Below are 14,130 nucleotides of genomic sequence, written 5' to 3'. Positions count from 1 at the left end.
GCAACAACGCCCGCACCAACAGTACGGCCGCCTTCACGGATTGCGAAACGCAGACCGTCGTCCATCGCGATTGGGTGGATCAGGGTAACAACCATTTTGATGTTGTCTCCCGGCATTACCATCTCTACGCCTTCCGGCAGTTCGATGGTACCAGTCACGTCAGTAGTACGGAAGTAGAACTGCGGACGGTAGCCTTTGAAGAACGGAGTATGACGGCCGCCTTCGTCTTTGGACAGAATGTACACTTCAGATTCGAACTTGGTGTGCGGCTTGATAGAGCCCGGCTTAGCCAGTACCTGACCACGTTCGATTTCTTCACGTTTGATACCACGCAGCAGAACACCAACGTTCTCACCAGCACGGCCTTCGTCCAGCAGTTTGCGGAACATTTCAACGCCAGTACAGGTAGACTTAGCAGTCTCTTTGATACCAACGATTTCAACTTCTTCACCAACTTTGATGATACCGCGCTCTACACGACCGGTAACAACGGTACCACGACCGGAGATGGAGAATACGTCTTCGATAGGCAGCAGGAACGGCTTGTCAATCGCACGCTCTGGTTCTGGGATGTAAGAATCCAGGAAGCCAGCCAGTTCGATGATTTTCGCTTCCCACTCTGCTTCGCCTTCCAGCGCTTTCAGAGCAGAACCACGAACGATCGGAGTGTCGTCGCCCGGGAAATCGTACTGAGACAGAAGTTCACGAACTTCCATTTCTACCAGTTCCAGCAGCTCTTCGTCATCAACCATGTCGCATTTGTTCAGGAACACGATGATGTACGGAACGCCTACCTGACGACCCAGCAGGATGTGCTCACGAGTCTGCGGCATCGGGCCGTCAGTCGCAGCAACAACCAGGATCGCGCCGTCCATCTGCGCAGCACCGGTGATCATGTTTTTAACATAGTCGGCGTGGCCCGGGCAGTCTACGTGTGCGTAGTGGCGAGTCGGGGTGTCATATTCAACGTGAGAAGTGTTGATGGTGATACCACGAGCTTTTTCTTCCGGCGCGTTATCGATCTGGTCGAATGCACGAGCAGCACCGCCGTAGGTTTTAGCCAGTACGGTAGTGATTGCAGCGGTCAGGGTAGTTTTACCGTGGTCAACGTGGCCGATGGTGCCGACGTTAACGTGCGGTTTTGTACGTTCAAATTTTTCTTTAGACACGGCTATATTCCTTACTATAGTGCTCTCCCCTATGGAGAGAGCACGGGACTTAGGTTTTAATCCTGTGGATTATTTACCACGGGCTTCAATAACGGCCTGAGCAACGTTGTTCGGCGCATCGTCGTACTTCAGGAACTCCATGGAGTAAGAAGCACGGCCTTTGGTCAGAGAACGCAGCTGGGTTGCATATCCGAACATTTCAGACAGCGGAACTTCAGCATGGATAACAACGCCAGTGACGTTGGATTCCTGACCACGAAGCATACCACGACGGCGGCTCAAGTCACCGATTACGTCACCGGTGTTCTCTTCCGGAGTCTCTACTTCAACCTTCATGATAGGCTCAAGCAGAACTGGTTTCGCTTTCTTAAAGCCATCTTTGAAGGCGATAGAAGCGGCCAGTTTAAACGCCAGCTCAGAGGAGTCAACGTCATGGTAAGAACCGAAGTGCAGACGCACGCCCAGATCAACAACCGGGTAACCAGCCAGCGGGCCAGATTTCAGCTGTTCCTGGATGCCTTTATCAACGGCCGGGATGTATTCGCCAGGAATTACACCACCTTTGATGTCGTTGATGAACTCGTAGCCTTTCGGGTTTGAACCCGGCTCCAGCGGGTACATGTCGATAACAACATGACCGTACTGACCGCGACCACCAGACTGCTTAGCGTGTTTACCTTCGATATCGGTAACTTTCGCGCGAATCGCTTCGCGGTAAGCAACCTGAGGTTTACCGACGTTCGCTTCAACGTTGAATTCACGCTTCATACGGTCAACGATGATGTCGAGGTGCAGCTCACCCATACCAGCGATAATGGTCTGGTTAGATTCTTCGTCAGTCCATACGCGGAATGACGGGTCTTCTTTAGCCAGACGGCCCAGAGCCAGACCCATTTTTTCCTGGTCAGCTTTGGTTTTCGGTTCTACCGCGATGGAAATTACCGGCTCAGGGAATTCCATACGTTCCAGAATGATCGGGTGATCCGGGTCACACAGAGTGTCACCAGTGGTCACGTCTTTCAGACCGATTGCAGCAGCGATATCGCCCGCGCGAACTTCTTTGATCTCTTCACGTTTGTTAGCGTGCATCTGTACGATACGGCCGAAACGTTCACGTGCAGTTTTCACGGAGTTCAGGATGGTGTCACCGGAGTTAACCACACCAGAGTACACGCGGAAGAAGGTCAGGTTACCCACGAACGGGTCAGTAGCGATTTTGAATGCCAGAGCAGCAAACGGCTCGTCATCGCTAGCATGACGCTCAGCAGGAGTATCTTTACCGTCGTCCAGAATACCGTTGATCGCAGGTACGTCTACTGGGGATGGCAAGTAATCAATTACCGCATCCAGCATCGCCTGAACACCTTTGTTCTTGAACGCAGAACCACAGGTTACCAGGATGATTTCGTTGTTCAGAACGCGCTGACGCAGAGCTTTTTTGATCTCTTCTTCAGTCAGTTCTTCACCACCCAGGTATTTCTCCATCAGCTCTTCTGAAGCTTCTGCAGCGGACTCGATCAGGTTCTGGTGCCATTCTTCAGCCAGTTCCTGCATGTCAGCCGGGATATCTTCATAAGTGAAGGTTACGCCTGCATCTTCTTCGTTCCAGTTGATGGCTTTCATTTTCACCAGGTCAACAACACCGGTGAACGCTTCTTCAGCGCCAATTGCCAGCTGCAGCGGAACAGGGTTCGCGCCCAGACGGGTTTTGATCTGACCAACAACTTTCAGGAAGTTCGCACCCATACGGTCCATTTTGTTAACGAACGCAATGCGCGGAACTTTATATTTGTTTGCCTGACGCCATACGGTTTCAGACTGAGGCTGAACACCACCAACTGCGCAGTAAACCATTACTGCACCATCAAGCACACGCATGGAACGTTCTACTTCGATAGTGAAGTCAACGTGCCCCGGGGTGTCGATGATGTTTACGCGATGCGGTTCATACTGCTTAGCCATACCAGACCAGAATGCAGTAGTCGCTGCGGAGGTGATAGTAATACCACGTTCCTGCTCCTGCTCCATCCAGTCCATGGTGGCTGCGCCGTCATGAACTTCACCGATTTTATGGTTTACACCGGTGTAGAACAGAATACGTTCGGTAGTAGTGGTTTTACCGGCGTCGATGTGCGCACTGATACCGATGTTACGGTAGCGCGCGATGGGTGTTGTACGAGCCATTTGATTCCTCGTTTATCTTTTAGGCGTTCAATTTAAGTAGCCCAAAGCGGGCTGCTTACTAGAAGCGCCCGCCTGGTGACTAAAACTCCGAAGGGATTACCAACGGTAGTGTGCGAACGCCTTGTTGGCTTCTGCCATACGGTGAACGTCTTCACGTTTCTTAACTGCAGTACCTTTGTTTTCTGCAGCATCAGAAAGTTCGTTCGCCAGGCGCAGAGCCATGGATTTATCACCGCGTTTACGAGCAGCTTCAACGATCCAACGCATTGCCAGAGCATTACGACGGACCGGACGGACTTCAACTGGTACCTGATAAGTAGAACCACCAACGCGGCGAGACTTAACTTCGACAGTCGGGCGCACGTTTTCGAGAGCTACTTCGAAAGCTTCCAGTTCGTTTTTACCAGAACGCTGAGCCAGGGTCTCCAGCGCGCTGTATACGATAGTTTCGGCAGTAGATTTTTTACCATCTACCATCAGGATATTTACAAATTTAGCCAGCAGTTCTGATCCGAACTTCGGATCCGGCAGAATTTTACGCTGACCAATGACGCGACGACGTGGCATGGAAATACTCCGTTGTTAATTCAGGATTGTCCAAAACTCTAAGAGTTTAGTTTGACATTAATATAAAACGTTTGGCCTTACTTAACGGAGAACCATTAAGCCTTAGGACGTTTCACGCCATACTTGGAGCGTGATTGCTTACGGTCTTTAACGCCGGAGCAGTCAAGCGCACCACGAACGGTGTGGTAACGAACACCCGGGAGGTCTTTTACACGACCGCCACGGATCAGGATCACGGAGTGCTCCTGCAGGTTGTGACCTTCACCACCGATGTAGGAAGTCACTTCAAAACCGTTAGTCAGACGAACACGGCAAACTTTACGCAGTGCGGAGTTCGGTTTTTTAGGAGTGGTAGTATATACACGAGTACATACGCCACGTTTCTGCGGGCATGCTTCCAGCGCAGGCACGTTGCTTTTTGCAACTTTGCGTGCACGTGGTTTGCGTACCAGCTGGTTAACTGTTGCCATTAAATAGCTCCTGGTTTTAGCTTTTGCTTCGTAAACACGTAATAAAACGACCTCATACAATATGAGGACGCAGAATTTTAGGTCGGTGTCGAAAAGGTGTCAAGAAATATACAACGATCCCACAATTACCAGGACATCTGGCTGGGATGCTTCACCGTAAGTCTGACGAAGTCAGTATAGCTAACCCTGACGACACTGTCTGAAATTTGACCACTCAAACCGCGAGCCTTAATGTCTTCTTCCAGTACATAGACCTTAATGGAGGCATTTTGCAGACTTTCAAGGAAACGGCTGCCTTCGATTGCCGCCGTCACACCATCCTGGAGCAATAAAAGCTCATCGTCTTTATCTACCAGGCGAAGAAGAGAGGAGAAATCGGTAAGCCACGCGGAACGATGTAGTGTGTGCAGCATGAGAGTCTCAAAACCTTAAAATGACGTCAAAGTTGCCTAACTCACGGCGTAAATCTTCCGGTTCAAGCGCTGTCGCATCGACCACAAAATTACCCCCCTGCTGAAGGCCCCGCTCGCGTAATGAAGCGGCGCACAGCCAACATTGATCGATATCGTACAACCCTAACAGCTTGAAGGTTGCGATATAGTCTCGCGCCAGCACGGCATCCGGTTGTTGTCCCTGGAGGATTTGAAAGACGCCATCGCCGATAAAAAACACGCCGAGGTCTTCCGTTAATGCAGATGTCGCCAGCAATGCATCTAACCCTTCACGGCCAGATGCGCTGCCGTGCGGCACGGTAGAAAAGACAAAAGCAACACGTTTCATCAGAACTGCACCACGCGATCGCAGGTCAGGGATGCCTCAGCCAGCGATCCAAGCCCGCTGAGGTTAAAACCTGATTGTAAATTAGCCCCTGCCAGTCCCAGACGCTTTGCCTCAGTTTCATCAACAACGCCGCGACGCAACGCCGCCGCCACGCAGATATTCAGCGTTACACCATGCTGTTGGTTCAGCTGTTGCCAGGCCCGCACCAGATCATATTCATCACTGGCGGGTGAAGTCAGTAAGTTGGCGTTATATACACCTTCTCGATAGAAAAAGACGCTGCATAACTCATGCCCTTCTTCGAGAAGCGCATGTGCAAATTGCAACGCGCTACTCGCCTGCTGCGTGCCATAAGCAGGCCCTGTCACCATGATGGCAAAACGCATTACTTGTCTTGCCCCTGGAAATCGCCGCTTTTGAACTGACGAATATAGAGGTAGACCGTATGTTTGGAGATGTTCAGCCGATCGGCGACCTGGTTGATGGCATCTTTAATATCGAAGATGCCTTTCTCATATAAATTCAGGACGATCTGGCGGTTCTTCGCGTTGTTGGAAACATTGCGATCGGCATTCACTTCTTCGATCGTGAATTCCAGCGTCTGGGTAACCAGATCTTCCACCGAAGAAGCGAAGTTGACGGCAGAGCCCACTTCCGGGGTTTCCGGTGGGATAAAGGTATTCATTATCTGCGAGAAAGGAACATCAAGGTTCATGTTGATGCACAGCAGACCAATCACGCGATGCTCACGGTTGCGAATGGCAATCGTCACCGACTTCATCAAGACACCGCTTTTCGCACGTGTGAAGTAACACTTCGACACGCTGCTATCCGCACCCGTCATATCATGCAGCATACGCAACGCAAGGTCGGTAATCGGTGAGCCAATTTTACGGCCCGTGTGTTCACCGTTAGCAATGCGGATGGCCGAGCATTTCAAATCCTGCAAAGAGTGCAATACGATTTCACAATGGGAACCAATGAGCATCGCCAACCCGTCCACTACCGCTTCGTAGGATTTGAGGATATCGAAGTCGGTTTGATCGAAAGGACGTTGATCCAGCAAATCTAGCTCACTGGTTTCGTTGGTTAAAAGCGACCTGGACATGAAAAAAAGCACTCCTTTTCAGGAGCCTGTCGTTATGTTGTCAGGGCAGGCTCATCACTATTATAGGGGCATCTAAAGTAATACAGCGCACAAGGCGCTTTCCAGTATTAATTATATCCTGTCGATAATAAAAAACCGCCGCCCTGTGGGCGGCGGTTTCTGTTAGCTTATTTTTTGCTGCTGTCTGCAGCTTTATCTGCCGGTGCAGCATCTGGCTGCGCGTCAGCTTTCGGTGCCGGTTTGATGTCTAACAGTTCAACATCAAAGACCAGCGTAGAGTTGGCCGGAATACCCGGGACGCCGGTTTTGCCGTAAGCCAGATCCGGTGGGATAACCAGCTGGATTTTGCCGCCTTTCTTGATGTTTTTCAGGCCTTCAGTCCAGCCAGGGATGACACCGTCAAGACGGAAAGACAGCGGCTCACCACGGGTGTAGGAGTTATCAAACTCTTTACCATCGATCAGCGTACCTTTGTAGTTGACTACCACGGTATCGCTATCTTTCGGTGCAGCGCCAGTACCTTCTTTCTCTACTTTGTAGGCCAGGCCAGTAGAAGAGGTTTTAACGCCTTTCTCTTTAGCAAATTTCTCGCGGTAAACTTTACCTTTGGCTTCGTTGTCAGCCGCGTCTTTTTCCATTTTCGCCTGAGCGGAGCTCTTCACGCGCGCTTCAAACGCCTGCAGAGTTTGTTCGATTTCCTGGTCAGACAGTTTGCTCTTGTCTGCAAACGCATCCTGAACACCAGCGATCAGCTGATCTTTATCCAGTTTGATGCCCAGTTTTTCCTGCTCTTTCAGAGAGTTTTCCATATAACGACCCAGGGACGCGCCCAGCGCGTAAGCGGCTTTTTGGTCGTCATTCTTGAATGCTGCTTTGCTGTCAGCAGTAGCGGCTGGTTTCGCAGCATCAGCAGCGAAGGTGATCGGGGCATGCAGAGCAACAGCCATTGTGGTCGCCAGCAGCGTTACTTTAAACAGTGATTTCATCCATATCTCCAGGGCCGGGGCATCTCACCCCAGGGTTAGCTAACATAAAAATGTACTATAAAGCGTTGCAGAACAAATCAACATACAGGCACGCCCTATTATCACCACTTTTCAGACTCTTTTTGTTTAAATTAGTTTCGTTACCGAAGATTGAGTGCTGTGCAAACAGGCAAAGTTAAGTAGAATTCGCCGCAGTCCGCGATCTGCCGGAAAAAAAAGAAAGAGGTGAATCATGCAGGATACAACAATGGAAACTCGCCTGGCTGAACTGGAAAGTCGCCTGGCATTTCAGGAGATCACCATTGAAGAGCTCAACGTGACGGTGACCGCGCATGAACTGGAAATGGCCAAACTGCGCGACCATCTGCGTCTGCTGACGGAAAAGCTCAAAGCAACGCAGCCGTCCCACATTGCGTCGCAGTCTGAAGAGACCCCGCCGCCACATTATTGAGACGTAAAAAAAGCGGGGATATCCCCGCTTTTTTGTGCCGGATGACGACGTAAACGTCTTATCCGGCCTACGGTAGGCCTGATAAGCGTAGCGCCATCAGGCAATCATACCGATCAGTGGCAACCGCAGCCGCCGCCGTTACCTTTACCGCCACCGCCGCAGCAGCCTTCGCCGCCGTGCTCGTGACCATGGTCGTGACCGTGGCCGTGACCACCGCAGCAACCGTCATGACCGTGGTCATGATCGTGGTCGTGACCGTGCGCACCGTGAACGTGGCCGTGAGCCAGTTCTTCTTCGGTCGCTTCGCGGATAGCAACAACTTCTACGTTGAATTTCAGATTCTGGCCAGCCAGCATGTGGTTACCGTCAACCACAACGTGGTCGTCTTCCACTTCGGTAATTTCTACCGGTACTGGACCCTGGTCAGTTTCAGCCAGGAAACGCATGCCAACCTGCAGTTCGTCAACGCCCATGAAGACGTCTTTAGGAACGCGCTGCACCAGGTTTTCGTCGTACTGACCGTATGCGTCGTTTGCGCCAACAGCAACATCGAATTTGTCGCCAACTTCATGACCGTCCAGCGCTGTTTCCAGGCCAGAAATCAGGGAACCGTGACCATGCAGGTAGTCCAGCGGTGCACTCACCGGAGACTCATCAACCAACACACCGTCTTCTGTACGTACCTGATAGGCCAGGCTGACCACCAGGTCCTTTGCTACTTTCATGATATCTCCTGAGCATGGAAAGAATAGTGGCGCAGATTGTAGCGGAATTCTGCACCCGTGTACCCTCTAGCTTAAAAAAAGCTGCGCCATATCGCTAGTCCGGATGAAAAATCCCGATCACTTGCTCTTCTTTGCGAACGTGCTCGCGCGCCTCTTTATCTGCTTCCCGCATCTGATGACCGCACTTAACACACTCAACAATATCGATATTATTTTCGCGCCACATCGCCAGCGTATCCTGCGACTGGCAGGACGGACATTTTGCACCTGCGATAAAACGTTTACGAATTGCCATGGTTATCCTCTACTCAAATTCATCCCAGCCATCCAGCTGACGTCGCTCTTGCTGCATCTCTCGTTGGAAAATTTCCTCCAGCTCGCGCCGGGCTTCCCTGGCTCGAGAGATTTGTACCGTATCTGTATGCATGGGGATCAGTTCCCGCAGCATGCGCATATCCAGCCGCCGAAAATGCAGCTGAGCGCGCTGAGCCTGGTGCGGATGCATTCCCAGTGTAACCAGCGTTTTACGCCCCAACTCCAGCGCACTGGAGAACGTTTCGCGGGAAAACTGCGTCACACCAGCCTGTAATAACTCATGCGCCTCTACACGTCCGCGCGCTCGCGCAAGAATATGCAAATGCGGAAAATACTGTTGGCACAGTTCCACCAGTTTCATGGTGTCTTCAGGCTCATTACAGGTAATAACAATAGATTGCGCCGCCTCTGCCCCTGCGGAGCGCAACAGTTCCACCTGCGTGGCATCACCGTAATAAACCTTATAGCCATATTTACGCATCAGATTCACCGCACTGATATCCCGCTCCAGAACGGTAATGCGCATTTTATTAGCCATCAACAGGCGACCAATAACCTGACCAAAACGCCCAAACCCCACCACAATCACCTGCGGTTTATCATCTTCCACCCAGGGTTTTTCGTCTTCCTCATCCGTGCCGTTAAACTGGCGGGAGAGCCATTTATCAATCAGCTTCATCACCAACGGTGTGGTCATCATCGACAGCGTGACGGTCACCAGCAGCAACGCCATTTGGTCGCCCTGAAACAGCCTTTGCGAGGATGCCGTTGAAAACAGCACGAAAGCGAATTCACCCCCCTGACTTAAAACCCCGGCAAATTGCATCCGTTCAGAGCTTCTCATGCCGTTAAGACGCGCCAGCACATACAGCACCAGCATTTTTACGACCACCAGCACTATCACGCTCGCTGCCACCCACAGAATATGGGTGTAGAGCACGCCGAGGTTGAGCGACATGCCAACGGAGATAAAAAACAGCCCGAGCAACAGGCCTTTAAACGGATCGATTGCCGTTTCCAGCTCATGTCGGTATTCGCTTTCCGCCAGCAGCACGCCCGCGATAAACGTTCCCAGCGCCATTGACAGCCCCAGCGCATCCATAAATAAAGCAGAACCCAGCACCAACAGGAGCGTGGCAGCGGTGAACACTTCCCGCACGCCAGAATCCGCAATAAAGCGGAAAACCGGACGCAGCAAATAGCGACCGCCAATCAGCATGCCGGCAAAGGCCAGCACCTTCATTCCCACTTTGATCCAGTCAAAATGTTCGTCAGCAGAACCCGCCAGCAGCGGAACCAGTGCCAGCGCGGGGATCACCGCCAGATCCTGAAACAGCAGTACCGAAAAACCCAGTTGTCCGGATTCACTGCGGTTCATGCCTTTTTCGCGCATCAACTGTAGCGCCATAGCGGTCGATGACATCGCCAGACCAATGCCGCCAACCACTGCCGCCTGCCAGGAGAACGCAGTGAGCATCAATAATCCGGCCAGCACCACCGCGCTCAGCATCACCTGCGCGGCACCGACGCCAAAAATTGAACGCCGCAGTTGCCACAGTTTGGCGGGATTAAGTTCCAGCCCAATGATGAACATCAGAAAGACTACGCCCAGCTCGGAAAAATGCAGGATTTCATCCACATCGCTGATAAATCCTAATCCCCACGGGCCGATAGCAATACCCGCCAGCAAGTAACCCAGCACCGGACCGATACCCAGCTTTGAGGCCAGGGGAACTGCAGCCACCGCCGCGAAGAGGAACAACACTCCCGCTGTCAATAAATCAGAACCTTCCATCAGCGGCCTCCCACAGGGATCGGATTCGCCAGCCAGTCACCATACGCTTTCGCATGGCTGTCCAGCTCCTGCTTCGTTTGCCGTCTGGCCCAGTAAACGATAATTGGGCTCATCCAGTGCATGCGGCACATACCGGCCGTTAGCTCGAAAGGACGCAGCACATCGCTCATTGGATAACGGTTTAGCGCGTCATAGCGGTAGGCACTTTCCGGTTCTCCGGTAGTGATAACGCTACGCCAGTACTTTCCCGCCAGTTGATTCCCTCCGGGACCGCTGGCAAATCCGCGGCTCAGTACGCGATCAAGCCATTCCTTTAACAGCGCCGGACAGCTATAGGTGTAGAGCGGATGCTGAAAAACAATCACATCATGCTCACGCAGTAGCGCCTGCTCATGCGGAATATCGATAAAAAAATCAGGATAGTGTGCGTAAAGGTCGTGCACGGTAACATTGCTAAGCTGCATGGCCGGTTTAAGCAGAACCCGGTTCGCGACCGAGTCCTGAGATTCCGGATGGGCATACAGCAGCAAGACTTTCGCTGGCTGGAACATCATCCCCCTCCCGGTTTTGTCTTTTGTCTATTTTCGATGTTTTGGGCTACCATGGCGCCTCGGTGCGGCAAATGGCCCACACATTACATTATCATAATGATAAATTAACATAGTCTGAACATACGGCGCCTTATGATTGTTTTCTCATCGTTACAAATTCGTCGCGGCGTGCGCGTCTTGCTGGACAATGCCACGGCCACCATTAATCCAGGGCAGAAGGTTGGTCTGGTAGGTAAAAATGGCTGCGGTAAATCTACCCTGCTGGCATTGCTGAAAAATGAACTCAGCGCCGACGCCGGAGGATTTACCTATCCGGGAAACTGGCAGCTTGCGTGGGTGAATCAGGAAACGCCAGCATTGCCGCAGCCCGCGCTGGAGTACGTGATTGACGGCGACCGCGAGTATCGTCAACTGGAAGCGCAGTTGAAGGATGCCAACGAACGTAACGATGGACATGCCATTGCCACTGTCCATGGCAAGCTGGATGCCATCGACGCCTGGACCGTGCGCTCACGCGCCGCCAGCCTGCTGCATGGCCTCGGTTTCTCCAACGAGCAGCTTGAACGTCCGGTCAGCGACTTCTCCGGTGGCTGGCGTATGCGTCTCAACCTGGCCCAGGCGCTGATCTGCCGTTCAGACCTGCTGCTGCTCGATGAACCAACCAACCACCTCGATCTCGACGCGGTGATCTGGCTGGAAAGATGGCTGAAAAGCTATCAGGGCACGCTGATTTTGATCTCCCACGATCGCGACTTCCTCGATCCGGTGGTAGATAAAATTATTCATATCGAACAGCAAACCATGTTCGAGTACACCGGCAACTACAGCGCGTTTGAAATCCAGCGTGCGACCCGCCTCGCACAGCAACAGGCAATGTACGAAAGCCAGCAGGAGCGCGTGGCGCATCTGCAAAGCTATATCGATCGTTTCCGCGCTAAAGCAACGAAAGCGAAGCAGGCACAGAGCCGTATCAAAATGCTGGAACGCATGGAGCTGATTGCCCCAGCGCACGTGGACAACCCGTTCCACTTCAGCTTCCGTGAGCCGGAAAGCTTGCCAAACCCGCTGCTGAAGATGGAAAAGGTTAGCGCAGGCTACGGCGATCGCGTCATTCTCGATTCGATCAAACTGAATCTGGTGCCGGGTTCCCGCATCGGCCTGCTCGGTCGCAACGGCGCGGGTAAATCGACGCTGATTAAGCTGCTGGCCGGCGAACTGGCCCCAATCAGCGGTGAGATTGGCCTGGCGAAAGGCATCAAACTGGGCTACTTCGCGCAGCACCAGCTGGAGTTTTTACGCGCCGATGAATCACCCATTCAGCATCTGGCACGCATGGCACCGCAGGAACTGGAGCAGAAACTGCGTGACTACCTGGGTGGATTCGGCTTCCAGGGCGATAAAGTCAGCGAAGAGACACGCCGCTTCTCCGGTGGCGAAAAAGCGCGTCTGGTACTGGCGTTGATCGTCTGGCAGCGCCCTAACCTGCTGCTGCTCGATGAACCAACCAACCACCTGGACTTGGATATGCGTCAGGCGCTGACCGAGGCGCTGATCGATTTTGAAGGCGCGCTGGTTGTCGTCTCGCACGACCGTCACCTGATCCGCTCCACCACCGACGACCTCTATCTGGTACACGACAAGAAAGTCGAGCCGTTTGATGGCGATCTGGAGGATTATCAGCAGTGGCTGAGCGATGTCCAGAAACAGGAAAACCAGGGCGACGAACCGGCGAAAGAGAGCGTTAACAGCGCCCAGGCGCGTAAAGACCAGAAGCGCCGCGAAGCGGAACTGCGCTCCCTGACGCAGCCGCTGCGTAAAGAGATTACCCGTCTGGAAAAAGAGATGGAGAAACTGCACGCACAGCTGGCGCAGGCGGAAGAAAAACTCGGCAACAGCGAACTGTACGACCAAAGTCGCAAAGCCGAACTTACCGCCTGTTTGCAGCAGCAGGCCAGTGCGAAATCCGGGCTGGAAGAGTGTGAAATGGCCTGGCTGGATGCGCAGGAACAGCTCGAACAGATGCTGGCCGACTAACTTTGGGAAGACGATGATGAATCAGCTGACGACCAACGATATTACCTTCCGCAAGCTGACCATCTTCATGACCTTTATGGAGAAGGGTAACATCGCCCGCACCGCCGAGGCGCTGAACATCAGCGGCGTTAGCGTTCACCGGGCGTTGCACACGCTGGAAGAGAACGTTCGTTGCCCGCTGTTCGTTCACAAAGGACGTAATCTTATCGCCCAACCCGCAGCGTGGACGCTGCTGGAGTACTGCCAGGAAGTCATCCAACTGATGGCGCGCGGGCTGGAAGAGACGCGCAAAACAGCAGGTGTGGGTCAGGGTCGTTTACGCGTTGGCACGCTCTACTCACTGACGCTGGAGACGGTGCCGCACCTGATTATGGGCATGAAGCTGCGCCGCCCGGATCTGGAGCTGGATCTCACCATGGGCTCCAACGAAGCGCTGCTGAAGATGCTGGAAAACGGTACGCTGGACGCGATCCTGATTTCCATTTCAGAAAGCGAAATCGACCGCAACAGCCTCGAAGTGCTGCCCCTGTTCCACGACGATATCTACCTCGCCGCGCCGATGTCCGCTACGCTGGACGCCACCATGAAGGCGGACCTGCGTCACTATCGCAATGAGAAGTTTGTCTCACTGGCGGAAGGCTTCGCCACCTATGCCGGTTTTCAGGAAGCGTTTCATATCGCCGGGTTTGAGCCGGAAATCGTTACCCGCGTAAACGACATCTTCTCGATGCTCAGTCTGGTACAGGCAGGGGTTGGTTTCTGTTTGATGCCGGGGCGAATGAAGAAAATGTATGAGAATACCGTGAAGCTGCAAAAATTGGCTGAGCCCTATCAGATGCAGCAGCTTATCGCGATTGTCTTTGCCCGCAACCGCGAGCGTGACCCAAGCCTGTTGGCGCTGGCCGCCGAAGGGCGGATGTATGCGCGCAGCCTTAAGCCAAACGACTGATTGCCGGATGGCGACGCTTTGCGTCTTATCCGGCCTACGCGTTTCG

16 protein-coding genes are annotated in these 14,130 nt (G+C 52.8%); 3 read left to right on the top strand and 13 right to left on the bottom strand.

Translation table 11 applies throughout. From position 1 onward, the window contains the following. The 9 genes from tuf to fkpA form a co-directional block, all read right to left on the bottom strand. Window positions 1-1,169, bottom strand: a 1,169-nt coding sequence (tuf, locus tag OGY09_RS10435) for an elongation factor Tu (protein WP_049014834.1), incomplete at its 3' end; no start/stop codon positions are given. Between the two features lie 69 nt (window positions 1,170-1,238). Next, window positions 1,239-3,353, bottom strand: a complete 2,115-nt coding sequence (gene fusA / locus OGY09_RS10430; protein WP_003023659.1) for an elongation factor G — start codon at window positions 3,351-3,353, stop codon at window positions 1,239-1,241. A gap of 96 nt (window positions 3,354-3,449) precedes the next feature. Then, window positions 3,450-3,920 (bottom strand): 30S ribosomal protein S7, encoded by a 471-nt coding sequence (gene rpsG, locus OGY09_RS10425; RefSeq protein WP_003023657.1) that lies wholly within the window; start codon window positions 3,918-3,920, stop codon window positions 3,450-3,452. 95 nt (window positions 3,921-4,015) lie between these two features. Next, window positions 4,016-4,390, bottom strand: coding sequence for a 30S ribosomal protein S12 (gene rpsL, locus OGY09_RS10420; protein ID WP_003023654.1), 375 nt, complete (start codon window positions 4,388-4,390; stop codon window positions 4,016-4,018). Window positions 4,391-4,515: 125 nt separating this feature from the next. After that, a complete protein-coding gene (gene tusB, locus OGY09_RS10415) occupies window positions 4,516-4,803 on the bottom strand; it encodes a sulfurtransferase complex subunit TusB (protein ID WP_008786292.1) in 288 nt (95 codons plus the stop codon). Between the two features lie 7 nt (window positions 4,804-4,810). Next, the gene (tusC, locus tag OGY09_RS10410; RefSeq protein ID WP_032945176.1) at window positions 4,811-5,170 is read right to left on the bottom strand and encodes a sulfurtransferase complex subunit TusC; all 360 of its coding nucleotides are present in this window, start codon (window positions 5,168-5,170) and stop codon (window positions 4,811-4,813) included. Further along, the gene (tusD, locus tag OGY09_RS10405; RefSeq protein WP_008786293.1) at window positions 5,170-5,556 is read right to left on the bottom strand and encodes a sulfurtransferase complex subunit TusD; all 387 of its coding nucleotides are present in this window, start codon (window positions 5,554-5,556) and stop codon (window positions 5,170-5,172) included. The genes tusC and tusD overlap by 1 nt, the downstream gene beginning before the upstream one ends. Then, the gene (locus OGY09_RS10400) at window positions 5,556-6,278 is read right to left on the bottom strand and encodes a helix-turn-helix transcriptional regulator (RefSeq protein WP_003023643.1); all 723 of its coding nucleotides are present in this window, start codon (window positions 6,276-6,278) and stop codon (window positions 5,556-5,558) included. The genes tusD and OGY09_RS10400 overlap by 1 nt, the downstream gene beginning before the upstream one ends. Before the next feature lie 167 nt (window positions 6,279-6,445). Beyond that, window positions 6,446-7,264, bottom strand: coding sequence for an FKBP-type peptidyl-prolyl cis-trans isomerase (gene fkpA / locus OGY09_RS10395; protein WP_286590373.1), 819 nt, complete (start codon window positions 7,262-7,264; stop codon window positions 6,446-6,448). Between the two features lie 232 nt (window positions 7,265-7,496). Here fkpA and OGY09_RS10390 point away from each other — a divergent pair, with 232 nt between their 5' ends. Next, a complete protein-coding gene (locus OGY09_RS10390; RefSeq protein ID WP_003023639.1) occupies window positions 7,497-7,715 on the top strand; it encodes a protein SlyX in 219 nt (72 codons plus the stop codon). Between the two features lie 113 nt (window positions 7,716-7,828). On the opposite strand, the gene slyD is transcribed toward OGY09_RS10390, so the two are convergent. The 4 genes from slyD to kefG all read right to left on the bottom strand — a co-directional run bounded on the left by slyD (window position 7,829) and on the right by kefG (window position 11,101). Continuing rightward, on the bottom strand, window positions 7,829-8,440 hold the full coding sequence (gene slyD, locus OGY09_RS10385; RefSeq protein WP_008786294.1) for a peptidylprolyl isomerase: 612 nt from the start codon (window positions 8,438-8,440) through the stop codon (window positions 7,829-7,831). Between the two features lie 94 nt (window positions 8,441-8,534). Beyond that, window positions 8,535-8,735: a YheV family putative zinc ribbon protein gene (locus OGY09_RS10380; RefSeq protein ID WP_003023632.1), complete on the bottom strand. Its 201-nt coding sequence runs from the start codon at window positions 8,733-8,735 to the stop codon at window positions 8,535-8,537. Window positions 8,736-8,744: 9 nt separating this feature from the next. Then, window positions 8,745-10,550 carry a glutathione-regulated potassium-efflux system protein KefB gene (kefB, locus tag OGY09_RS10375; RefSeq protein ID WP_003827759.1) on the bottom strand — a complete coding sequence of 602 codons (1,806 nt, stop codon included), beginning with the start codon at window positions 10,548-10,550 and terminating at the stop codon, window positions 8,745-8,747. After that, a complete protein-coding gene (kefG, locus tag OGY09_RS10370; RefSeq protein ID WP_003023629.1) occupies window positions 10,550-11,101 on the bottom strand; it encodes a glutathione-regulated potassium-efflux system ancillary protein KefG in 552 nt (183 codons plus the stop codon). Before kefG ends, kefB begins: the two co-directional genes overlap by 1 nt. A 132-nt stretch (window positions 11,102-11,233) precedes the next feature. On the opposite strand from kefG, the gene OGY09_RS10365 reads away from it, so the two are divergent. Both OGY09_RS10365 and OGY09_RS10360 read left to right on the top strand, forming a co-directional pair. Next, window positions 11,234-13,135, top strand: a complete 1,902-nt coding sequence (locus tag OGY09_RS10365; protein ID WP_275399086.1) for an ABC transporter ATP-binding protein — start codon at window positions 11,234-11,236, stop codon at window positions 13,133-13,135. Between the two features lie 16 nt (window positions 13,136-13,151). Then, window positions 13,152-14,084 carry a LysR family transcriptional regulator gene (locus tag OGY09_RS10360; RefSeq protein WP_275399087.1) on the top strand — a complete coding sequence of 311 codons (933 nt, stop codon included), beginning with the start codon at window positions 13,152-13,154 and terminating at the stop codon, window positions 14,082-14,084. Window positions 14,085-14,130 lie beyond the last annotated feature (46 nt).

This window comes from Citrobacter sp. Cpo071, from assembly GCF_030332765.1.
Lineage (GTDB): Bacteria > Pseudomonadota > Gammaproteobacteria > Enterobacterales > Enterobacteriaceae > Citrobacter > Citrobacter portucalensis.
This window is presented reverse-complemented; position numbering and strand designations above follow the sequence as displayed.